We start from the raw sequence: 22,078 nt of genomic DNA, 5'->3' as shown, positions 1-22,078 counted from the left end.
ATGCAGAGCGTTGCGCCCGCAATGGCTGAGAGGGGCGCCTTCGCGGCGTTCATCATTGATGGGCTGTCCGGGGGGAGGAGGCTGGAAGGTTTTGGTTCCGTCTTTGTCGCGCTCTTGCGTGAGCTCGCGAAAGGTTTCCCGGTGCCTGCCCGGGCGCTGGCTGCAGCCTCAGGGCAGTCATTGGATCAAGTGGACGCGGTACTGCGGCAGGCACTTGACATCGAGTACGACCCGGTAGGCAACATCATCGGCTACGGCATCACGCTGCGGCAAACGCCGCACGCCTTTGAGGTGGAAGGACGAAGCCTGTACACCTGGTGCGCCCTCGACACCTTGATGTTCCCGGCCTTGATCGGCAAGCCCGCGCGCGTGAAATCCCTCTGCCCAGAGACGGGCATCCCGGTTTCGCTGGTGGTGGATCCGCACGAGCTATGCGCGATGGACCCAGCCGGCGCCGCTGTTTCGCTGGTAGCGCCGCAAACCGACATACGGCAATCTTTCTGCTGCCAAGTCCACTTCTTTGCCTCTCGCGATGCCGGGGATCGATGGGCGCGGCGCCACCCCCAGGTGACAGTCGTCAGCGTCGAGGCGGCTTTCCTGATTGGCCAGGAGGTCGCTCGTCAAATCATCGATCGAGCAGTCACGGCGCCACCTTGACGCGTTGACGCGAAACCGATCGGTCGCAGCATGTACCTGATGGCCGAAGCGTCGGTGGGAAGGCGAACACCGTGTGCTCGAGATCGTCCGCCGTCTGGTCCTGCCGAACTGCTGCATTCATGTTCGACTTTCCGGGTGAGTTGGGGGATGCGGACGCGCGCTCGACCTGGTTTCAAGAAACTGCGACGAGACGCCTCCAGTCCTAGAATTCGCGGTACCCCCTCCCGGAGGTACATCATGATCGGCCAGATTCTCGCGCGTGTCGCCGCGTTCGCACTGTCCGCGACACTACTTCCACCAGCGCTTGCAGCCCTGGACATCGGTGCCCCTGTGCCCACATTCACCGCCGACGCGGCGCTGGGCGGCAAGATCTTCCGCTATTCACTCGCCGAGGCGCTGGCCAAGGGACCGGTAGTGCTGTATTTCTTTCCGGCGGCTGACACGCGCGACTGCTCGATCGAAGCCCGTGCCTTCGCCGAGGCCATCGACCAGTTCACCGCCCTCGGCGCCACGGTGATCGGCGTTTCGGCGGACGACATCGACACGCTGTCGAAGTTTTCCGTCAAGTCCTGCCAGAGTCGCTTTCCGGTAGCGTCCGACGAGTCCAAGACGGTGATCAAGGGGTTCGATGCGTTGATGCAGACGCGGCCTGACTACGCCAACCGACTGTCGTACGTGATCTCTCCCAACGGCACAGTGGCCTACTACTACCAGAACCTCAATCCCGACAAGCACGTGGAGCGCATGCTCGAAGCAGTGAAGGCGCTCCCGAAGGCCGCCGCGCGTTGAACGCCGCGGGACGGAGACCGGCGCGACCCACAAGGTAGATCCATGACCCGGGCAGAGAGCTCACACAGTGCCGAGGTTCTCGCCTCGGTGCTCACATGTCCACACTGCGGCCACCAGAAGCGCGAGCAGATGCCTGTTGAAGCATGCCAATTCTTCTATGAATGCGAGCGCTGCAAGACCTTGCTGCGTCCGAAGCCCGGATTGCTGCGTGTTCTGCTCGTTCGGCTCGGTGAAATGTCCGCCAGTGCAGGCGCAGGCGCCATGCTGTGGGCATAGTTTGCAGGCCATCACGGGCGCACGCCAAGCCACCCCAGCCGTCGATCGTTGACGCAAAGGCGCAGCGGGGACGAATCGGCCGTACGTTAGCCAGCAGAGGACTGTACCTGGGCGGCGCATCTGCTCGCGTGGTCGCGCACTCACCAAAGATAGAACAGCGCGAAGATGAACACCCAAACCAGGTCCACGAAGTGCCAGTACAGGCCGACGATCTCGACGATCTGATAGTTGCCCGCCTGGTCGTAGTCGCCGTGCAGGAGCTTAAAAGCAACGACGAACAGGAAGATCACGCCGCCCGTTACGTGCAGGCCGTGGAAGCCGGTGATCATGAAGAAGGCCGAGCCGAACTGAGCCGCACCCATCGGGTTGCCCCAGGGCCGCACGCCTTCCATGATCAGCTTGGACCACTCGAAGGCCTGCATGCCGACGAAGATCTCGCCGCAGGTCGCGGTCACCAGCATCAGCGTGGCGGCGTTCACCTTGTCGCGGCGGTAGGCGCAGTTGACCGCCATCGCCATCGTGCCACTGCTGCTGATCAGGACGAAGGTCATGATCGCGATCAGGAGCAGCGGGACGTCGGCGCCGGCGATCTGCAGAGCGAACACCTCGCTCGCATTGGGCCACGGTACGGTGGTCGAGATGCGTACCGTCATGTAGCCGATGAGGAAGCAGCTGAAGATGAAGGTGTCGCTCAACAGGAAGATCCACATCATGGCCTTGCCCCACGAGACGTGGAGTGCCTCGCGATCGGACGACCAGTCCGACACCAAACCGCGCCAGCCGGCCGGGGCGACGGCGGAAGGCGTCGCGATCGCGGCGTCCAGGGAACCCGTTGAGCCTTCGTCAGCTTGGATCACGGCACTCCTCCTGGAACGGGGGAAAAGTTGTCGCTACGGCCGACGACATCGTCGCGCGGAAGCTTCTCGCATTGTCAAGCCAAACGTCAGTGTTGAGCGTGCGCTAGCTGCAGATGGCTGAAGGAGGTGGGCAAGCGCCATCAAGACCCATGATGCGCGAGGAAATCCAACAGCTCGTAGCGCGTCGGTGCCGTTGACCCCGGCCCGACATGGCCTGCCCTTCTCGCCAACGTAAAGCCGGGAGCGCGAACGCCGCTGACGGCCAGGCGGCATTTATTGGCAACACCTGCTCGTCAAAGCGGGGCAAGGCCACCCAGCTGTCCTTCAGCGGCGACCCGAACCGCTGCGGTGAATGCAGGCGACGTGCTGCCGCAGCTCCCGGCCGATGTGGTCTTCACCAGGACCGGATTGGGATCCGTCTGCGCGACCAGATGCACCTCGGACGCGTGGAATCAGTTCCGAGGCGTCCAGGCCCATGAAAGGGTAGCCATCTCACGAGGACGCAAGCGACCCGTTCTTGTCCACGGCGTTCCTCTCCGCAGCGTATCAATGTCCTTTGGTTCCCGCGCCCAGGCCGCCGAACTCGCGGCCGCTACGCAATCGCGTGTATTCGGTGGCAACCTGTCGATATGCAGGGCGAGAGACATCGGCGCCCGCTTCACCATTCTGCGCTGCAGCCAGTCCGGATCTCATCCAGATCAGGGTGTCTGCTTGCACCACTGCTCGCGTATTGCTCGAGACGCTGGTTACGGCACGAGGATCGCCTTCGGGATACCCTTGGGTCGGTGAGCTTTGGAGCCAGCGTTGCGTGTCGGCCGCGATGGTGGCGCGATCTGCGGATGCGGTCAACGGTGCCGGCCTTGGGTCGCCTTCAGCGTAGTTTCCTGCCGAAGCGGTGCTTGCGATCGCGGCCAGAAGAACGGTGAGGGTCAGGGAAGTCGTGAGAGAGCGCTTCATTTCGATCCTTTTTTGAAGAGAGGTTGAGGTCTCCGGGTGTGATGAGGCATGCGGTGGTGCGGGCTCATCTCTTCGGTGCAACCAACTTTATGAAGCACAGCCACCAATGTGCAGACCAAACGATTACAGTTTGGTAATCAAGGTCGCTCCCCTTGTAAGCTGGATGTGGTCGCATGCCGTGCCGCTAACAGCTTTCAGGCTATACACAGCTGATTGCCCATGAAAAGACGTCCACTCATTGCCATACTCGCGGCGCTGCCCTTCTTGCAGGCGCGCTTGGCGCATGCCGCCACGCAAGTTCACGTCTATAAGGATCCAAATTGTGGCTGCTGCACCGCGTGGGTCGACCATCTGAAGGCAGCAGGCTTCTCCGTCAAGGTGACAGAGACCGATGACACTGCGAGCGTGCGCAAGCGACTGGGCATGCCCGACCGGTTCGGTGGCTGCCACACCGCCACGCTGGACGGCTATGTGCTGGAAGGGCATGTGCCTGCCGCCGAGGCGAGACGACTGCTGGCGACGAAGCCACAAGCCATCGGTCTCGCCGTGCCCGGGATGCCCGTGGGTTCGCCGGGAATGGAATACGGCTCGCGGCGCGACCCCTATCAGGTCCTCCTCATTGATCGCAATGGTCGGGAGACGGTTTTCGCCAGCTACCCATAGGAACCCCGGGCGCGAGCGCGGTGTCACCCCACAGGAGCGAATCAGCTTTCGGCGAGCAACCGCTTGATGTCGGCCGCCAGCGGCTTCGCGCCAATCCCGTAGCGCGTGAAGAGCCGTACCCGTCCTTGCGGATCGAACACATACGAAGCCGCCGTATGGTCCATCGAGTAGTTTGTACCTTCCTTGTTCGGCACTTTCCTGTAGTAGACCCGGAACTCTTTCGCGGTAGCCTGCGTCTGCTCGGGCGAGCCCCGCAACGCAACGAAGGAGGGGTCGAAAGCAGACATGTACGCCTTCAGGACTTCCGGCGTGTCTCGCTCGGGATCAATGGTAACGAGTACGCCTTGAACCCGCGCCCCATCCTTTCCGAGCGAGCGCTTCACCTCGGCCAGTTCGGTCAGCGTTGTCGGGCATACGTCTGGGCAGGATGTGAAGCCGAAGAACACGACCGTCACCTTGCCCTTGAAGTCCGATAGTGTGCGCACACGGCCATCAGCATCTGGAAGTTCCAGCTTGCGGGCGTACTCGGCGCCGGAGATCTCGACGGAGTTGAACGGCTGCGGCGCCGGCGAGCACGCGGATGCCATCGCCACGATCAAGAGCAGGGACCAACGGCAAAGCTTGAGGTAGGCAGACATACCGTGCTCGCATCAAGGCTTGAGCGTGCCGCAGATGATGCGGACCGCTTCGGGTGTCAGGAGGGCCATCATGGCGAAGAGCACTGCCCAGACGACCCACAGGAAGTGCCAATAGCGTGCGCACAGGCTGATGCGCCAGGCCTCGCGCGCCAGATCGGACTCGGACCAGACGGTTCGCATGGTCAGCACCACCGCGACGATGCCCCCCGCAACGTGAAGGCCATGCATCGCCGTTAGCAAGTAAAAGAAGGATCCCGCAGGATTGCCGGCCAGCATGACGCGGGCAGCCTGCATGTCTGACCACGCCCACAATTGAACGCCCAGGAACAAGAACGTGCATGCGCCCCCAAAGAGCAACAATCCAAGCGCCCTGGAGCGACGAGTCAGGCGCGCCGCGCCGCTGGCTCGCTGCAATGCGATGCTACCGATCGCCAGTAGTCCGGTACTGAGCCAAAGCTGCCAGGGGAGCGCGAGCGGGTAACCCTCGACCCCGTCCAGGCGAAAAACGTACGCCAGGCTCAAGAGTCCGAAGAGCATCGTCGCGACGCCCATGAAAAACCACAATCCCGTCGCGACGACAGCGCCCGGGCGGGGCAGGCTGGTCGATGGGATCATGCCGGGATCGTCACTGCGTCCGGTCGGTACAGGGATGGTGGTCGACACGTTCATGCCTGATCCCCCTAAAAACATCGGGTTCGAATCAACCCCGGGCTCCCTCACTTCAGCGTGAACCGCACCGTGGTCGCGGGCTTGGAGGGCCTCGTGATAATGGCGACGGCCTTGGTGCGGGCGCCGATCTGGAAACTGCCCGTTGCTTCCAGCCTGTCGAAAACGGGGTGAAGGCCCACCACTTGCTTCGACTTGCCTGTCACCAGCGCAATCCTCGCATCGAGTTCTAGCAGGTCAATCCGGGTCCCGTGCCCGCGAATGTAGAGACGGAGGGTGTCCGGCCTGGCGACAAGTTCGTAATCCGCGTCCTCGGTTTCAATCACCACACCACCTTCGATAGGTCCTTTCGGATGGTCGTCAGTCACGCACGATGCGAACGTGCCGGCGCTGAGCAGAAGCAAGACTGAGGCGAAAGCGGTTTGCAGAATCATTGAGCGCCTCGTTCCGAAGGCCGATGAGAACCCCTGAGGCTTGAATGCCCTCAACGGCACTGGTTGCCGGACGTCGCACGACTACTGCTTTGAACGAACACGCGAGGTAAAGTGCCCTCGGTTTCAATCTTTCGCGGCGACGCCCGCACCGCTTCGCACGTGTTCGCGGGCGGCGGATTGCGCGGAGGATCTACCCTTCGGCGAGCAGGGTTTCGATCTGTTTGTTTAGCTCGGTGAAATCGGGCTCGCCGAGGTAGCGCTTGACGACCCGGCCGCGCCTGTCGATCAGAAAAGTGGTCGGTGTCAGCCGCACATCGCCGAAGGACTTGGCGACTGCGCCGGTGTTGTCAATTGCCACAGGGAATGGCAGCCTTCGCGACTCGGCAAAAGCAACTACGTAGGCCGGTGGGTCGTAGCTCATGGCGACGGCCACCGTCTCGTAGCCGCGCGACTTGTACTTCTCGTATGTCGCAGTGATCGCGGGCATCTCCTTGACGCAGGTGGCACAACTCGTGGCCCAAAAGTTGACCAGCACCACCTTGCCACGCAACGCCTGAAGTTCCTGGCGCTTGCCATCGATCAGGGTGTAAGTAACGTTTGGCGCCGCTACCCGCAGGCCTGTCAAGTGCCAAACCAACACCAAGCCGATGACGACCAAAAACGCTACCAAGCCAGCGGTGATACTGCGAGGGATCTTCATGGACCAACTCCCACGGTTCTTGGCAGTATAGGTATTCGCGGCTTGTAGGTCGCGATCAGCTCTGTGCGAGGCCAATGGAAGATGCGCATTCCCATTCGCGCTCCGCCGCTTGGTGGCCGGCGAGGTTGCGCGAGCTGTCCTTCCTCAGGATCCCGCGGTGTAGCATCCCCTCAGTTCAGTCGGGAATTCCCGAACGAAACGCGCCATATTCCTCGTCGGCCTTGTGCACTTTTCGAAGCCTTGTTCGCTAAACCTGGGTGCTTTCCCACGCTGGAGGTGTTGTGCACGACGCCATACCTGATCCCGTCAGCTACTTTGAACACGCCGCCCTCTACTTTCTTGTTCTCGCTGTGGCAGCGGTGGTTTATTTCTTGGTCCAATGGTGGCGCGGTCCAGGCGACAAGTTCCGGGGCCGTGCGCCGCGGACGTACTCCGAAAAGTTGGCAGTGCGTCTTGCAAATCGCCGAGGAAAGGTGCGCAGGAGAACTGCGCGCAAGCGGAATCGTTAGGGCGACAATTCGCTCGTGTCGCCAAGCTGGTGACCACGAGTTTTGTGGGCAGGCTGATCAGGATTGCGATGTCATAGTTGGAAGCCTTCTCCTCCTGTTGATCGGGGAAGGACGCAATCGCCTTCGCTCGCGCATCAGGTCTGAAGCAAGCCGCTGCGCATCACAGCTCGAACTTTCGGGCGTGTTTTGCACCGATCTTTGAATTTTCCTGACTGGCACCCACCCTCGCAATTCATCCGCGGTTCTTCCTAACTGGCTATGCCAGTGTGAACGACGCGGCTGCCATCCGAACTGGCGCAAGGGAATAGAGGAGGGCCCACAGGGTTGAAGATGCGCGGCTCGCCACCCATGGCCTCCAGCAGCCGACCGGCCTCTTCCGTTACGAGGCGGCTATAGGACCGCTCGCGAAGTGAACCGTAGAGCAAGAGAAAGCGTGGCGCGTGTCCAGAAGGCTCCCGGTTCGCAAGGCGGTCGAGCGTGGGACGATCGAACAGCGCCGGATCGACGTTGGGCAGCTCAGGCATGCTGGCGGACACGTCGGCCCTCCGCATCGACGACAGCTTCTCCATCTTCCTTCGCGAAGGCGCCGCGCTGGGGCGATGGCAGGATGTCCAGGACAACCTCGGATGGCCTGCACAACCTGGTACCCAAGGGCGTCACCACGATCGGGCGATTGATCAGGATCGGATGCTTCAGCATGAGATCGATCAACTGGTCGTCAGACCACTTCGGGTCGTCCAAGCCAAGCTCGTCGTAGGGTGTGCCTTTCCGGCGCAGGAGCTGGCGCGTCGTGATTCCCATGGCCCTGATCAAGCCGACCAAGGTCTCGCGGTCCGGCGGCGTCTTGAGGTACTCGATGACCCGCGGCTCGGCGCCGCTGTTGCGGATCAGGGCCAAGAATGGCCTTGCCGCAAGCATGCGCGCCTCGGCTTCATGCAATTCCTCGGGCGAGCTTGTCCGATCGACCTCGATGGCATGTGCCGGCGACTGCGGCGATCGGCCGATGGCGGTGCCGATCAGGGTGGCTTCCGTGCGCGAGATCATCACGGGAATGTGGCAGCAATGCGAGCAGCCGCGGCGGCAGGCCGCGATCCCCTCCAGAGGCTGCGCCCAGGCGGTGGCGGCTCGCTGCAGCGACACCACACGTTGAGCCACCGATCGCGCGCGCTGAGCGGCATGGACCAGCCTGGTGGCGGATAGAGCATTGGTTTGAAGTCGCTGCAGCTTCTCCTCGGCACGCGCGACCGCGATGGGCCAACGCTTGCGCAGGTCTGCTGGCAGGCGATCGATCTCGCGCGGGTCCATAGCGGAGTTAGTCACCCTTCCATTCGCGAACGGGCCGATCGGCGACCCCCATGGTGATCTCGATCCCGTCCTTCAAGGCGGCAACCACCATGTCGTCGGGTGCTGCGGATGGCTTGTCCGGCAGGCGCACGACGAGCTCATCGCCATGGAGTTCGGCCTGAAGAAGACACAGGCCCACGACGGTGTAAGCGCCGCCGGTGCGCAGAGTTTTCGCTTGCTCTGCTAAGCGGTGACTCGGCTCACGGAGATGGGCATCGATTTTCGCGAGCATTTCCCTGTTCACCGGATGAGGTGGCCACCGAGCGATGTAGTCTCGTACTTGCCTCAGGAAGGCAAGCGTCTCTGCATGTCGTTCGTCACTGGAGAACTGCGTCATTTGCGAGCTGCGCGTTCAACACGGCTACCACTGCGCAGGGGCTCTGTCCAACCATGCTGGCCGCATCTCGCCTGGCTTCTTGTCCAGCGGGCCGCGCTCGGCGTTGCGCCAGGCGACGGCGTGGACGCGGGTGATGTGCTGCATGAGGGCTTCGCTGTCGCTGGGCGTAAGCCTCAGCCGAACCTCGGTGTTGCCGCCCTCGCCGAGCCGGGCGACGACCGACACGTCCCGGTAGCCGAAGGCTTCGCCATAGGTGTGCAACGTGGCATCGAACGTACCGCCCTCGTGCAGCGGCGCCGGCGTGCCCACGGGCTGCGCCGCGCGCATCGCATCCGCGCGAACCTTCTCCACGTCCTCGACGCCCCATTTTCTCGCCATCCCCTCGAACAGCTTGCTACCTCCCTCGTCGATGATGTCCCCGATGCCTAATTCCTTTGCCAAGGCTTCGAACCTCATGTCGTCGTCGAAGTACTTGTGCACCTCCTGGCGCGTGACCTGCGCATCCATGCGCAGCACGGTCATGCAGTCCTCGAGGAGATCGCCGTCGATCGCGCGCAGGTCCGTGAGGTCAAAAGGAAAGCGCTGGCCGTTGTACAGGCCCAGCAGGAAGAGCGCGATGTAGCGGCACTGGCCCGAATCGCGATTGGCCACGGCGAACAGACGCTGCAGCGCCGCGACTCCCCTCGTTTCGATGATGTCCCTGTCCACTTCCGCTCCTAATTTAGTGATGCAAGCATGTTAGCAATCAGGAGGGGGTGCAGCTTGCCATCCCGGGCTCCCGCCGCCGCGAACAAAGCACCGGACCTTCGGTGCACGCCTGTGCGGGATCGGGCCTGCCAGGGATGGACTAGGGCTCCACCATGGAATCCGGAGATCCGCGAGCATTCAGTCCGAAACGTCGTCGCCCTTCGACAGCTCCGTGATGCGCTGCAGCACGAGGCCCCGCCAGCCCGGAAGGTCCGGGTCAACGTCGAATCTGGCGCGCACATCGACCTTGGCCTGAGCCTCGTACCTTCGGATCGCCTCGGGCGTCGGGCCGGGGTGGCGGCGTGGAGGCGCCGGCTGGCGCACCGGAAACGGTGCTCGGAACCGGTGCGGTGGCCCGCCCGAGGCTTCGCGGGCGATCGCTGACTGGCGCAGCCGCTGCAGCTTCTCGCGCGCAGCGGCCTGCGCCGCTTCGTGCTCGGCCTCGAACTGAGCGATCAATTGCGCGGCGTTCTCCTGAAGCATCCGGCGCTCCGTGTCCGTGAGCCGACGACCATCTGAAGATCCATAGGCCGGGTTGGCGCCAATCACACCTCCGAACAGCCGCTTGAAGCACTCGGACCCAAGCACCTGCAGCGATCCGTCGATGGACACCACGTGGATCCGCTTGTAGACGGAATGACCACAGCCGCTCGCCTGGCAGGCGACCCGCAACTCCGGCGATACCTCGACGATTGCCAATAGCCGATTGCTCACGCGAACCCCTTCCGGTTAGCGCCGCGGCCCCCCGCGGCGAAAGAATGCGGCATGCTACGGGGCTTCGCTCCTGCCCAGCTCTACGCCCGTGAGAGCGGCACGTGCCAGAACACGTACGAGGTCGACCTGGCCGTCTCTTTCACCAGGTGCGTCTGGCGGTCGTTGAACACGAACCACTGGCCGGGCGCGGTTCGATGGGACTGTCGGCCCTGCTTGAAGGTCAGGCCATCGTTGGCCAGCACGAGCACGAAAACGGCCCCTTCGTCGTCCTCATGCGCATCCGTTCCGTGGGTGCTGTAGACGCGGGAACGCTGGTCCGGCGCCCGAACGAAGCCGAGCTCGAGCAGCGCGCCGGCAGGAAACAGCGGCTCGCACATCTGCATCCAGGCGGCGTCCGGCAGCCAGACCACACTCTCGGCGCAGAACTCCTCTGCCTCGGCTTGCGCATAGGCGAGGGCACCGGCCTCCCGGGCGGCGGCGGCTACCTCATCCGGCAAGACGATCTCTCCTTGGATGGCGCCCCATGCAAGAGGCCTCGCCCTGATGACTTCGACTCCTGCCATGTGCGTCAACCCTCTCCTCAACCGTCCACTTTCTTCGTATCCATCATCCGCGCCACAGCGCTGACCTGCGCCGCGCCGGCGCGGAAGTAGCCTGTCACGACGTCCATGCTGCGGTGGCCGGTCATGGCCATGGTCTCCTGTAGCGGCATGTTCTGGCGGCCGGCCTCCGTGACGAACCCCGACCGCAGCGAGTGGGCCGAGAAGTCCTCGCCCACGCCGGCACGCGAGCAGCGCGTTTTCACGATGTTGCGGATGGCCGTGCCGGTGAGGCCGTCCTCGCCGAGCCGCCCAGCCTTGCTGATCCGGCGGAAGAGGGGGCCTGACGTGATGCCGCTGGCTTTCAGCCAGTCCTCCATTGCTTCAGCGGCGATGCCGACCACCGGCTTCACGTCCTCTGGCTTCACCTTGCCGCTGTGGTTCGTCTTGGAGTTGGCCAGCGTGTAGAGGTAGCCGCCCTCATCGGCGCGGCGCAAGTTCTCGAATGCCGCCTCCGAGACCTCGGATCGACGGCGGCCGCCAGACGACCAGGCGAACAGAAGGAGGGCGCGGTCGCGCTTTCCCTTGAGCGAGTCGTCGCAGGTCTCCAGCACAGCCTCCAGCGGCTCCTTGGTCAGCGCGCGCTGCTTGTGTGGCGTGGCGTTGCGCTTGGCGTAGGCCTTGCGGGTCTTGCTCAGGAGCGCCTTGACCGTCGGATCGATGCACGGGTTGGGCTGGTTGGCCAGGTGGTGGGCCATCGAGAGGACTGAGACCCGGTGCGTCAGCGTGTTCAGTGCCGGCGCGCCGAGCTTGCCCTTGAAGCCGCCCTCGACCAGCGCCTCATCAATGTGGGCCGGCAGCTGGCACGCGAGGCCTGCCTTGGTCGAGCGCTCGGCGTGGTCGACGATGAACTGGACCACCACCGGTACCGGAACCGGCAGATCCAGCTGATGGCCGTAGCGCAGGCCGTACCAGGCACCCCAGTAGCGCATCGCCGTGCGGTACGAGGCGCGCGTGTTGCTCGATTCGCCCTCGGCCATCAGGTCATGGGCGGCTTCCTCGGCCATGTCGGACAGCCGGGCCGGGTCGAGCAGGGCGTGGTTGCGCCTGAGCGGGGTGAGGTTGGCCTGCGGCGAGCCGTCGCCGGCGCGTTGCACGGTCAACTGGCCCATCTGCTGTCCTTTGTCGTCTGAACTCATTCGGCACCTCGCACCGCACGTTCCAGCAATGAAGCCTGCGCGGGCGTGCGCTGCGGGGCGACGCGCGGCAGCGCCAGGCCGCGCTTGCCCAGCTCCACCAGGATCTCCCCGAAGGAAAGGCCCGTGGCGCACGAGACATCCCGCGAGGTCGCGGTCCCGCCCGCGTACTGGGCCAGCAGCAGATCGAGTTGCGATGGATTCGGCATGGGCCGCGGTTCTAGCAATTCGTTTGACATTTCGTGCGGGCTCGACAGAGGGAACGTGGATGCGGCCAAGCAATTCCTTTGCGCGCGCTACCCGCCCACAGAGCGTGGGCCTTGCATGCAAATGAATTGCTGGAACCGAAACGGTCTTTTTTTACATGCGCTGTATGATGTGTTACGCACACTATACCGCACTTTCGATAACTGTTTATTATCGAAAGTTTAAAACCACTGGATGGATGGACATGCTTTCGCGCGCGTCCGAGCATCCACAGCCCCCCGGAAAAGCCCATGGAAACCACCTCGAAATTCAGCACCTTCCCGCCGCTCGGTGGCCGCGGGGTTCAGGAGGCCCAGGTCTGGGAAGCGGCCGATGCGCTCGTGCAGGAAGGCCTGCGCCCAACCATCGAGCGCGTGCGGCAGAAGATTGGCAGCGGCTCGCCCAACACGGTGAGCCCCATGCTGGAGCGCTGGTTCGCCACGCTCGGCAAGCGGCTCGATGGCCGCGGCGCGAACCTGGCCGAGGGCGAGGCGCACCAGCTCCCGCTGGCCATCGTCCAGGCCGCCAAGCTGTTCTGGGAGACCGCGCGCCGGGAAGCTGACCAAGCGCAGGTCCAGCGCGCCGAAGCCGCCCGCCGCGAGATCGAACTGCAGCGCGAGGCGCTCGCCCAGAAGGAATCAGACCTCAGCCAGCGCGAGGCGGCCTTCGAGCAGGCCCGCGTCGCGCTCGAAGAGGCTTTGGCCTCCTCTCGGCAGGCGGTCGCGGCGATCGAGGCCCACATGCACACGCAACAGCAGGAATCGGCGCGACTCTTGAGCGAGTCCGAGGCCGAGGTGCGGCGCCTGCGCAAGGCCCTCGACGAGGCCTTGGTCAGCAAGGAAGCCTTGCGCGAGAAGGCTGCGATGGAGCTGGCCACGGCGCAGCGCGATGCCAAGGAAGCCGAGCAGCGCCACGTCGCGCACGAGCGGCGCATGCTGGCCGACGTGGACCGCGAGCGCGTGGCCGCGAAGCAGGCGGCCGCTGATCTCGCCAAGGAGCAGAAGGCGCGCTCGACCGAGCAGGAGGCCGCCCGTGCCGCCCAGGCTGCGGCAGAGCAGGCTATCCAGGCCGAGAAGGCTGCGCACCGCGAGGCGGCCGCCACCTGGTCGAAAGAGCAGCAGGAGATGCGAGTCGAGCTCGCAACCCTGCGCGAGCGGGCCGCCGGGGCAGAGCAGCGCGCCGCAGATCTGGGCGAGCGGCTGCGGCGCCAGGAAGAGCAGGCCGAGCGCGAGATCGCCCGGTTGCACGAAGAGCAAGCGACGACGGCAGCTGCGCTGCGCCAGCTCGAGGCAGGGCTGGCCGAGAAGCGGGCAGAGGGTGACGGCGGGAAGCCTCAGTCCGGCCGGACAGCGCGGAGCAAGAAGCCATCCGAATGAGCATGGTCGAGCCGACGTTGGACCTGCCGTTGGAGCTTGAACGCGCCTTCGCGAGGCACTCTCGATCATGGCCGAGAGGACGATCGCGGGTTCGAAAGGACACGCGCCGAGGCGCCGGGCTTCTATTCCGAGCGCAGCCATGCGCTGGCGCTCGCCATGCCTATTCGAAGCTCGAAGACCTATTCATCCAACTACTGGAAAAGCGCGGCTTGATGGTTCGTAGAACGGGTGACTGGCGCCCTCTCCTCCTCCGGGCCGTGGTGGCAGACGACCCAAGTGGTCGCCCCGCCCTCCTCGGCCAGGACACCTACGAAGCTCTCGCCTCGATGTTGAAGCTGCACCAGGCCCATCAGCCGGGGAGCGGCGCCGTGAAAGCCCGCCCGGCTTCTCGCGGCGCTGCCAGCCATGCGCGCGACTATTGCGCGGTGCATCGACGACCTCTTCCGATCCTCCCATTGAGCTCGGCCAGCGCGAGGGCCTCCTTCGAGCACGACCGCGTGGCACTCTAGGAAGCGCTTGCGTTGGCCCGGCAGGTCGCCGCGAGGTGCGGCGCCTGCGAGTCCTGGACGAGTCCGTGGCCAGCAAGGAAGCCCTGCGCGAGAAGGCGGCGCTGGAGCTGGCCACGGCACAACGCGATGCCAAGGAAGCCGAGCAGCGCCACATCGTGCACGAGCGCCGGCTGCTGGCGGACGTCGACCCGTCTGAGGCGACGCGGAGCATCGTTCGCCTACCCCCTGGTACACAGATGAAGTGAATCACGTCAGCATCGAGTTAGTGATTGGACCTCTAACCCCCTTTGCAGCCTGATCTCAGCTTCTACCGCCTCGCGAGAATCAGGCGGTGCAAGCCGAGTTACCAAGTCGTAATGGGTGAAGGCGATGTATTTGCTTTTCTGCTCCAAGATCCTGGCCAGATAAAAATGCGCGCGATAGTCGGAATCATCGATGGCGAGACCTTTCTCAAAAAGCGCTTCGGCGAGATCGGCGTCTCCCGTTTTCCCAGCCTCAAACGCCGCAGCGAAAAGCTCTGCGCGGCGGCCTTCGTTTCACGCGGACTCTTTGGCTTCCCTTGTAAGGGGGGGAATACGCACAAAGCCATAGAGCAACATGATTCGACGTCCATCAACTGACGGCAGCAGTCGTGCCGCAAGGGTCTTGACCTCGCACACGTCTGCGGTGCGCTCTTGCTGGCCGAAATCACAGAGAATCGGTTGACCCGCATCCACTCCCCGAACCAACACTGCGTTCTCGCTGTCACGAACGCACACGGATACCGCTGACGTCTGTCGCCCGACGGCGGTTTCACAAAAAGCCGTCCCCGACTTTCCGGTTCGCGCTGTAGCAACTCACTGTCACAGGAGCCGTTCGTATGGTTTGCCCGATCGCCGAAGAGGCCGCAAGGGCCTGAAGGAACAGAACTGCAAGTAGGGCTGACTTCACCATAGTGCCCGCTCCGGGAGGATTCATAGAGCCGATTTCAGTTATGCCGGTCAGGGGCAACATGTAATCGGCGCTTTTCGAATGCCGACGTTTGAGAAGCGTGACCTGCCGCTTTTGATGTCTTTCCACTGATAACGGAATGCCCCCGCGTTCACGCATATGCTGTCGCTGCCAGGCGCTGCCCACGGATTGCTCGTTGCCGTCTCAGCGGATGCGACCACGGTCGAAGAGGCTTTTGGCTGCGAAGCCCACGGATTCTGCGGCGAGGAGTCGCGAGGCGGGGCTTCGGGTCGATCATTGCTGCGAAGCGTATTGGCGGAGCTCCTGATTTCGCCGCGCGGAGTCCACGGATTGGTGATTGTCGGACTCGCGACTGCCGGTTCATTGCCGATGGAATCAAAGCCGGAGAAAATATCCTTCAAGTTGCTTTCGGTCTGCCTTTGCTGCATCCTCATTACGTTCAGGCCGTTTTCCTGAATGTACTGAGATGCCTTATTGGAAGGGAGGCTCTTAAAACCGCCTGGCGGCGGCGCACATGCTGATGCGCGGCAACTTGCGCGCGGCGCCGAAGATTGCAGGTGCAGTGCGCCGGCGTCAAATTCATGATCCGTGGGAGATGAAGCCTCCTATGCGGTGCGCAGTGGTGTCGCTTCGAGTTCTGGGGACCGACTCGGGGTGAAGTTTGGTCTGCCAAAACGTTCCGGTCTTTGAAACGCTCCAAAAAAAAAGCGGGCCGTTCCGTCCCCTTGCCGGCGGCCAGCAATTCCCGCGGCGGGTGACACAAAGCCGAAGATTGATCGGTCCTTCACTCGGCGACCGGGTCGCCGTCGAGCATGCGGCCTGCCTTGCGATCGAGTGGATCCTGCGCGCGGTAATAGCCCATGAAGGTCTCGTAGTGGCGATGGCCGGTCATGGCCATGGCGTCTGCCGGGTCCATCTTGCGCCGGCCCGCTTCGGTCACGAAACCCGATCGCAGCGAGTGTGCCGAGAAGTCGCCGGGAAGGCCGGCCTGCAGGCAGCGGCGCTTGACGATCTTGCGCACAGCAGTCGGGTCGAGCGGCTCATCCAGCACCTTTCCGCCCTTCAGGATGCGCCGGAAGATCGGGCCCTCGGTGATGCGGCTCGCCTCGAGCCAGGCGTCCATTGCCGCGGCGGCCCTCCCGGAGATCGGCTTGGCGTCATCCGGGTTCTCCTTGCCGTCCTGGTTTGTCTTCGAGTGGCCCAGTTTGTAGAGGTATCCGCGCGAATCGACCTTGCGGAGGTTCTCCATGGTTGCATCCGCGACTTCGGAGCGCCGGCGGCCGCCGCTCGACCAGGCGAACAGGAGGAGAGCGCGGTCGCGCTTGCCGATGGGCGAATCGTCACAGGTGGCCAGCAGCGCCTCCATCGGCTCCTTCGTGAGCGCCGCCTGCTTGTGGGGCTTGACGCCGCGCTTGGCTTTCCCGCTGCGCACGTTCTTGATCAGCTCGCGAACCTGGGTGTGGTTGCACAGGTTGTCGACGTTGACGTTCTGGTGGGCCTTGGACAGGACGGCGAGCCGGTGCACGAGGGTGTTCTGCGCATAGGCGCCCAGCTTTTTTTATAGCCGTGCGCTACCAAGAGCTGGTCGACCTCGGGCGGGAGATCAAACACCAGCGGAGCCTTCTTCAGGGCTGCCACCTTCCTGCGGGCTTTCTTGCCAGCAGGAGCTGCTGCTGCATCTTCATCGGCGTCCTCGAGGACCTGCTCGCGCTCCGCGTGATCCACGATGAACTGGACGACAACGGGCACAGGCACGGGCAACTTGAGCTCTTGGCCATAGCGCGCCGCAAACCATGCGGCCCAGTACCGCATGGCGCCCTGGTAAGACCCGCGCGTGTTGGCAGATTGGCCCTGGCGGATCAGTTCACGCGCGGACTCTTCGGTGAGCCGCGACAGGCGGGCCGGATCGAGCACCGGGTGAACCGAAAGCACGGCGGGTAGAGATTCTGGTTTTAGGGTCTTATAAATTTACTTATGAGACCTAAACCTAGCGAACCGGGCCGAGCCATGCAATCAGCAAATACGAGCGTCTCGCGACACCCCTCCGGCGCCGCATCGCGGCCGCGGCCGGGCCGGCCGGGCATCCAGCTCGAGGACGTCCTCGGCGCCGCTGATGCGCTGGTCGCCGAAGGCATAAAGCCCACGATCGAGCGGGTTCGCATGTGCCTGGGTGGCGGCTCGCCAAACACCGTGAGCGCTCATCTGGACGAATGGTTCGCCCGACTGCCGGCGCGCCTGGTCGGCATGCAAGCACCAGCAGCTGCTCCCCGCGACGATGACGCCCCGCTCTCCGTCGTCCAGGCGGCCCAGCAGTTCTGGGACGTCGCTCGCCGCGAGGCCGACCAAGTGCAGGTCCAGAAGTCCGAAGCCACGCGCCGCGAGCTGGAGCTTGAGCGCAGCGCCCTCGTGCAGAAGGAAGCCGACCTCCAGCAGCGGGAGACCGCGTTCGAGCAGACGCGCGTGAAGCTCGATGAGGCCCTGACCTCCTCGAAGGTGGCGCTCGAGGCGATGCAGGTTCAGATGCACGCGCAACAGCAAGAATCGGCGCGCCTGCTGAGCGATTCGGAAGCGGAGGTGCGCCGCCTGCGCAAGGCGCTCGACGAAGCTGTGGCCAGCAAGGAAGCCCTGCGCGAAAAAGCTGCGATGGAACTCGGTGCCAAGCAGCGCTCCGCTGACGAAGCCGAGGAGCGCCATGTCGCGCAGGAGCGGCGTCTCCTCTCGGAGATCGACCGCGAGCGCATGGCCACGCGCCAAGCAACTGCCGAGCTCGCCAGGGAGCAGAAGGCCCGTGTGGCGGACTTGGAGGCGGCTCGCAGCGTTCAGGAAGCAGCCAAGCAGGCTCTTCACAGCGAGAAGGCATCGCACCGTGAGGCGGCCGCCGCCTGGTCGCGCCAGCAACAAGCAAGACAGGTCGAACTTGCGACCCTTCGTGAGCGCGCCGCTGGCGCCGAGCAGCGGGCAACCGACCTCGCCTCCCAGCTGCAGCGCCAGCACGAGCAATCCGAGCGCGAGATCGGCCAGTTGCGAGAGAGCCAGGCAGCGACGACCGCCGCGCTGCGCCAGCTCGAGGCCCGTCGCGGGCATGACGAGAAACCACAGGCCGCGCGCTCGGCTAAATCGACCAGGGGCACAGCCCGGTGAACACCCTCCCCCTCCCTCGTCCCACACGCCAGTACGATCGGACTGGGCATCCTTCCTCGGCGCGGACCAAAAGCGACGACGTTCACGACATACGCGACAATTCCCTGATCATGGCCAACGGCGATCAACTCAAAGCACTACTGCGCTCCCACGCGGACGGGGACGATCGCCATTTCTACTCTGTGGCGATGCAGATGGCTGCTCATGAGGCGAAGCAGGGCCACGGGAAGCTGGCCGAAGAGATCCGCCAACTCATCGACGCCGCGAAGGCCCGCGGCAACGTAAATGAGGCGGGCGGCGCGATCCCAATCGCCCGGCCAAAGGGCGAGCTCGCCTCGCTGCTCAGCGTTTCCTATCCGACGCGAAAACTGACCGACTTGGTCCTCGCCGATCCGCTACTCCATAGCCTTCAGCGCGTACTCAAGGAACAGCGACACCTTTCCAAGCTTCGCAGCCATGGACTCCACCCACGGCGCAAGCTTCTTCTTGTCGGTCCATCTGGCACCGGCAAGACGATGACCGCTTCGGCGCTCGCCGGAGAGCTCGGCATTCCGCTTTTCGTGGTTCGCTTGGACGCCCTCATTACCAAGTACATGGGCGAGACCGCGGCAAAGCTTCGCCAGGTCTTCGACTCCTTGTCCTCCACGCGGGGCGTTTACTTCTTTGACGAGTTCGATGCCATCGGCAGCCAGCGTGGCATGGCGAACGATGTGGGGGAGGTCCGCCGCATCTTGAACAGCTTCCTGCTCATGATCGAGCAGGACGACTCCAACAGCGTAATCGTCGCCGCGACAAACCATCCGGATATCCTGGATGAGGCCCTCTTCAGGCGCTTCGACGATGTGGTCGAATACCACTTGCCAACGCCCCCCGAAATTCTGGCGCTGCTACGCATGCGCCTCGGTGCATACATCGAGTCAAAAAAGGACCTCAACGACCTCGCCGCGGAGGCAACCGGGCTCAGCCATGCAGAAATCGCACGCGCTATCGGCGATGCAGTCAAAGAGGCGGTGATGCACGACCAGGACGCTATTCCGGCGGAGGCCTTGAGCAGGCTGCTGCAACAACGCCAAGCTGTGTCCCGACGCACTGCTGGCAATAAGAAGTAAGCGCAACCGTTCTGCATGGCCACTGAGAATTCGCAACGGCGCAAGCATCTCCTTCCGCAGAACACCCGATCGACCGAGGGGTACACCGCGAAGAGCACTGGTGGTGGCGGCAAAAACGTCGTTCCGCCGCTTCCGCGGGCAGAGCATGCGCAGAACCTGCTCGCACAGCTCGCACAGGTAGAAGCTGTGCAGCAACAGCGCGTGGCTGAGCAAGTTGCTGCCGATGTGAAAGTGGCGATTGGTATCCAGCTCGAGTTTGAGAGTCAGCAGGGAGTACTGCTGGCCGCCGAAAGCTTGGCAAGAGACAAGCGGGGCATCGAGCTCATGAATGTTCGCGAGCAAGATGATCAGGTCTTCGCCACTGTGTTTGTGCCGCAGGGCAAGCTTTCGCATTTCGAATCCCTGCTCGTGTCCTACGCGGAACACAAGACGAACAAGAAAGGTGAGCCACGCGACCATCAGTCCTTGATCGATGCGATCCGGACGGTGCGGGTTGCAACGTTCGACTCACTCTGGACCGACAGCCCGGAGGCCCTGCCGGCCAACGACGCCGAAGCGATCTGGTGGGAGGTATGGCTTCCCGGCGGCGAGAATCGCCTCACGGTCATTGACGAGTTCCGTAGGTTGGGCGAGCTGGCCGGACTTCTCGTGCGCGAGCGGGTGCTGCACTTTCCCGAGCGCTCCATCGTGCAGGTGCACGGCAGCAAGGCTCAGCTCTTGGAGTCACCGCTCGTCCTGAACATGGTCGCCGAGTTGCGTCGCGCAAAGACGACTGCAGAGTTCTTCACCGCGCTGGCGCCGAATGAACAGGCAGATTGGGGCGGGGATCTAGAAGGACGGCTTCAGCCAGATCACGCAGGCAACTCCTACGTCACGTTGCTGGACACTGGCGTCAACCACGGACACCCGCTACTCGCGCCGATGCTTGACGGCGCAGACCGTCACACCGTCGAGCCTGGTTGGGGGCCGGATGACGTTCACGGTCACGGAACAGAGTTGGCCGGTTTGGCGCTGTTCGGGGACCTCACGCCGGCGCTCGCAGAAGAATGGCCGATGTCCGTCCCCCATCGCCTGGAATCGGTCAAGATCCTGCAGGGCCCCGGCGATAACGACGGGCAGTCCTACGGCGCCATCACGGCGGAAGCAGTGGCGCGCGTGGAGATCACGGCGCAGGATCGTCGGCGTGTCTTCGCGATGGCTGTGTCTTCGACGGATGGTCGCGATAGAGGACGCCCGTCCTCCTGGTCAGCAGAAGTCGACCGGCTCGCGTGCGACTACGACGGACAAGGCGAGACGCCACGGCTGTTCGTGCTCTGCGCGGGCAACACGCAAGATCCCAGCGCCTGGAGCGAGTACCCGGCCAGTCTCGCCACCAACCTCATTCATGATCCTGGGCAAGCGTGGAACGCCTTGACTGTGGGCGCGTCCTCGGAGCTCACCACCATCTCGGAGCCTTTCGGAGGTCAGTACGAAGCTCTCGCGCCCGCAGGAGGACTAAGCCCCTACACGACAACGTCTTCGACGTGGCAGACGGGCTGGCCCTTCAAGCCGGACATCGTCATGGAGGGCGGCAATGTAGCGATCGATGCGACGGGCTTCACTAGCGAGCTGGATAGCCTGTCGTTGCTGACAACGAGCCATGAACCGCATGACCGGCTTTTCTCGCTGAGTTGGGCGACGAGCGCCTCGACTGCCCTCGCGGCGGGCATGGCGGCAAGGGTCCAAGCCGCGTACCCGACATTCTGGCCAGAAACCGTCCGGGCGCTGATGGTCCACTCTGCGCGCTGGACGGCCCCCATGCTGAACGCCTACCTGCCGAACGGGGTACGCAACCAGGCAAACACGCGGCAACTGCTGAGGCATTGCGGCTATGGCGTCCCCAGCTTGGAGCGCGCGTTGTACAGCGCATCCAACTCGCTGAATTTGATTGTCCAGGACCAGCTGCAGCCGTACCACAAGGTCAAAGGCGAAGTCCGCACACGCGACATGCATTTGCATGCCCTTCCTTGGCCGATCGAGCAGTTGCAGGCACTTGGAGACGCGGAGGTGATCCTGCGGGTCACGCTGTCGTATTTCATCGAGCCAAACCCGGGCGAGCGCGGCGGCATCGACAAGTATGCCTACCAGTCGCACGCCCTGAGGTTCGCGGTCCGCCGACCGCTGGAAACCGAGGCGTCCTTTCGTGGTCGCATAAATGCACAGGCAGCGGCTGGAGAACAAGGCCTACCCGCGGGCGGCGGCACGGACACAGGCTGGACCATCGGCGAGCGCACGCGCGCCCGTGGTTCGATTATCAGCGACAGCTGGACCGGTACAGCTGCCGAGCTGGCCAACAGAGGCCAACTGGCAGTGTTTCCGGCTATGGGGTGGTGGCGCAATCGTCCCAGCCACGGTCGCTTCGAACGCGCCGCCCGCTACGCGCTGGTGGTGTCGATTGAGGCACCTCAAGTCGAGCAGGACTTGTATGCGGCCGTCGCGCAACAGATTGGCATTCCAATCGCGATCGTGACCGCCGTGTAGGCCTTGAGCGCGTCCGACCTGGAAGCCGCCCGTGATGCCAGGAAGCAGCATCGCCAACCTCGCAGCCCAGCGGCTGGACTGCGGCGATGGACTACCCAATTGAGAGGCGAGAGGCGCAGTCGTCCAATACCAAATATTGGGCTTGCCAGACGAGCCCACCAAGGGAACATTCCATTTACACCGCGTGTCGCGAGGTCAAAAAT

The 22,078-nt window shown here is 63.6% G+C and carries 24 protein-coding genes and 1 pseudogene; 10 read left to right on the top strand and 15 right to left on the bottom strand.

Going from position 1 to position 22,078, the window contains the following annotated elements; all coding sequences use genetic code 11:
• The 3 genes and pseudogenes from merB to E5P3_RS36080 all read left to right on the top strand — a co-directional run bounded on the left by merB (position 1) and on the right by E5P3_RS36080 (position 1,774).
• Positions 1-657, top strand: coding sequence for an organomercurial lyase MerB (merB, locus tag E5P3_RS34355; RefSeq protein WP_232073648.1), 657 nt, complete (start codon positions 1-3; stop codon positions 655-657).
• Positions 658-894: 237 nt separating this feature from the next.
• Positions 895-1,446 carry a peroxiredoxin gene (locus E5P3_RS34350; protein ID WP_162590498.1) on the top strand — a complete coding sequence of 184 codons (552 nt, stop codon included), beginning with the start codon at positions 895-897 and terminating at the stop codon, positions 1,444-1,446.
• 42 nt (positions 1,447-1,488) lie between these two features.
• Positions 1,489-1,774, top strand: a pseudogene (locus E5P3_RS36080) (GDCCVxC domain-containing (seleno)protein).
• An 88-nt stretch (positions 1,775-1,862) separates the two neighbouring features.
• Here the strand turns inward: E5P3_RS36080 and E5P3_RS34345 are convergent.
• Both E5P3_RS34345 and E5P3_RS34340 read right to left on the bottom strand, forming a co-directional pair.
• Entirely contained in the window at positions 1,863-2,546 is a 684-nt protein-coding gene (locus E5P3_RS34345; RefSeq protein ID WP_162590671.1) for a heme-copper oxidase subunit III family protein, read from the bottom strand.
• Between the two features lie 579 nt (positions 2,547-3,125).
• On the bottom strand, positions 3,126-3,536 hold the full coding sequence (locus E5P3_RS34340) for a hypothetical protein (protein WP_162590497.1): 411 nt from the start codon (positions 3,534-3,536) through the stop codon (positions 3,126-3,128).
• Between the two features lie 219 nt (positions 3,537-3,755).
• Between E5P3_RS34340 and E5P3_RS34335 the strand changes: the two genes are divergently transcribed.
• On the top strand, positions 3,756-4,199 hold the full coding sequence (locus E5P3_RS34335; RefSeq protein ID WP_162590496.1) for a DUF411 domain-containing protein: 444 nt from the start codon (positions 3,756-3,758) through the stop codon (positions 4,197-4,199).
• A gap of 41 nt (positions 4,200-4,240) precedes the next feature.
• Here the strand turns inward: E5P3_RS34335 and E5P3_RS34330 are convergent, their stop codons facing one another.
• The 11 genes from E5P3_RS34330 to E5P3_RS34280 all read right to left on the bottom strand — a co-directional run bounded on the left by E5P3_RS34330 (position 4,241) and on the right by E5P3_RS34280 (position 12,232).
• Entirely contained in the window at positions 4,241-4,837 is a 597-nt protein-coding gene (locus E5P3_RS34330; RefSeq protein ID WP_162590495.1) for an SCO family protein, read from the bottom strand.
• Positions 4,838-4,849: 12 nt separating this feature from the next.
• Positions 4,850-5,506 carry a cytochrome c oxidase subunit 3 gene (locus E5P3_RS34325; RefSeq protein WP_232073647.1) on the bottom strand — a complete coding sequence of 219 codons (657 nt, stop codon included), beginning with the start codon at positions 5,504-5,506 and terminating at the stop codon, positions 4,850-4,852.
• Positions 5,507-5,553: 47 nt separating this feature from the next.
• Positions 5,554-5,937, bottom strand: coding sequence for a hypothetical protein (locus tag E5P3_RS34320; RefSeq protein WP_162590494.1), 384 nt, complete (start codon positions 5,935-5,937; stop codon positions 5,554-5,556).
• 190 nt (positions 5,938-6,127) lie between these two features.
• Positions 6,128-6,637: a peroxiredoxin family protein gene (locus E5P3_RS34315; RefSeq protein ID WP_162590493.1), complete on the bottom strand. Its 510-nt coding sequence runs from the start codon at positions 6,635-6,637 to the stop codon at positions 6,128-6,130.
• Between the two features lie 1,025 nt (positions 6,638-7,662).
• Positions 7,663-8,064, bottom strand: a complete 402-nt coding sequence (gene arsC / locus E5P3_RS36390; RefSeq protein WP_162590669.1) for an arsenate reductase (glutaredoxin) — start codon at positions 8,062-8,064, stop codon at positions 7,663-7,665.
• A gap of 394 nt (positions 8,065-8,458) precedes the next feature.
• Positions 8,459-8,827 (bottom strand): hypothetical protein, encoded by a 369-nt coding sequence (locus tag E5P3_RS34305; RefSeq protein ID WP_162590492.1) that lies wholly within the window; start codon positions 8,825-8,827, stop codon positions 8,459-8,461.
• A gap of 24 nt (positions 8,828-8,851) precedes the next feature.
• Complete coding sequence (locus E5P3_RS34300; RefSeq protein ID WP_162590491.1) at positions 8,852-9,535, bottom strand: DUF7673 family protein; 684 nt, start codon at positions 9,533-9,535, stop codon at positions 8,852-8,854.
• A gap of 177 nt (positions 9,536-9,712) precedes the next feature.
• Complete coding sequence (locus tag E5P3_RS34295) at positions 9,713-10,288, bottom strand: hypothetical protein (RefSeq protein WP_162590490.1); 576 nt, start codon at positions 10,286-10,288, stop codon at positions 9,713-9,715.
• Positions 10,289-10,368: 80 nt separating this feature from the next.
• Positions 10,369-10,785, bottom strand: a complete 417-nt coding sequence (locus E5P3_RS34290) for a hypothetical protein (RefSeq protein WP_162590489.1) — start codon at positions 10,783-10,785, stop codon at positions 10,369-10,371.
• A gap of 83 nt (positions 10,786-10,868) precedes the next feature.
• Entirely contained in the window at positions 10,869-12,026 is a 1,158-nt protein-coding gene (locus E5P3_RS34285) for a site-specific integrase (protein ID WP_232073645.1), read from the bottom strand.
• Positions 12,023-12,232 carry a hypothetical protein gene (locus E5P3_RS34280; RefSeq protein WP_162590488.1) on the bottom strand — a complete coding sequence of 70 codons (210 nt, stop codon included), beginning with the start codon at positions 12,230-12,232 and terminating at the stop codon, positions 12,023-12,025. The genes E5P3_RS34285 and E5P3_RS34280 overlap by 4 nt, the downstream gene beginning before the upstream one ends.
• A gap of 288 nt (positions 12,233-12,520) precedes the next feature.
• On the opposite strand from E5P3_RS34280, the gene E5P3_RS34275 reads away from it, so the two are divergent.
• The 3 genes from E5P3_RS34275 to E5P3_RS34265 all read left to right on the top strand — a co-directional run bounded on the left by E5P3_RS34275 (position 12,521) and on the right by E5P3_RS34265 (position 14,774).
• Positions 12,521-13,645, top strand: coding sequence for a DNA-binding protein (locus E5P3_RS34275; protein ID WP_162590487.1), 1,125 nt, complete (start codon positions 12,521-12,523; stop codon positions 13,643-13,645).
• A gap of 574 nt (positions 13,646-14,219) precedes the next feature.
• Positions 14,220-14,399: a hypothetical protein gene (locus E5P3_RS34270; protein WP_162590486.1), complete on the top strand. Its 180-nt coding sequence runs from the start codon at positions 14,220-14,222 to the stop codon at positions 14,397-14,399.
• 111 nt (positions 14,400-14,510) lie between these two features.
• The gene (locus tag E5P3_RS34265) at positions 14,511-14,774 is read left to right on the top strand and encodes a hypothetical protein (RefSeq protein ID WP_162590485.1); all 264 of its coding nucleotides are present in this window, start codon (positions 14,511-14,513) and stop codon (positions 14,772-14,774) included.
• Positions 14,775-15,889: 1,115 nt separating this feature from the next.
• Here E5P3_RS34265 and E5P3_RS36070 read toward each other — a convergent pair.
• On the bottom strand, positions 15,890-16,630 hold the full coding sequence (locus tag E5P3_RS36070; RefSeq protein ID WP_232073643.1) for a site-specific integrase: 741 nt from the start codon (positions 16,628-16,630) through the stop codon (positions 15,890-15,892).
• Complete coding sequence (locus E5P3_RS36065) at positions 16,546-17,037, bottom strand: hypothetical protein (RefSeq protein ID WP_232073642.1); 492 nt, start codon at positions 17,035-17,037, stop codon at positions 16,546-16,548. The genes E5P3_RS36070 and E5P3_RS36065 overlap by 85 nt, the downstream gene beginning before the upstream one ends.
• A gap of 75 nt (positions 17,038-17,112) precedes the next feature.
• Here E5P3_RS36065 and E5P3_RS34255 point away from each other — a divergent pair, with 75 nt between their 5' ends.
• From E5P3_RS34255 to E5P3_RS34245, 3 genes are all read left to right on the top strand, one after another.
• Positions 17,113-18,246 carry a DNA-binding protein gene (locus E5P3_RS34255; RefSeq protein WP_162590484.1) on the top strand — a complete coding sequence of 378 codons (1,134 nt, stop codon included), beginning with the start codon at positions 17,113-17,115 and terminating at the stop codon, positions 18,244-18,246.
• A gap of 110 nt (positions 18,247-18,356) precedes the next feature.
• The gene (locus E5P3_RS34250) at positions 18,357-19,355 is read left to right on the top strand and encodes an AAA family ATPase (RefSeq protein WP_162590483.1); all 999 of its coding nucleotides are present in this window, start codon (positions 18,357-18,359) and stop codon (positions 19,353-19,355) included.
• A gap of 15 nt (positions 19,356-19,370) precedes the next feature.
• A complete protein-coding gene (locus E5P3_RS34245; RefSeq protein WP_162590482.1) occupies positions 19,371-21,875 on the top strand; it encodes a S8 family peptidase in 2,505 nt (834 codons plus the stop codon).
• The last annotated feature ends 203 nt before the right edge of the window (positions 21,876-22,078 follow it).

It is taken from the genome of Variovorax sp. RA8 (assembly GCF_901827175.1).
Lineage (GTDB): Bacteria > Pseudomonadota > Gammaproteobacteria > Burkholderiales > Burkholderiaceae_C > Variovorax.
Note: the sequence above shows the minus strand (reverse complement) of the source record. Positions and strands in the feature narration are given on the sequence as shown.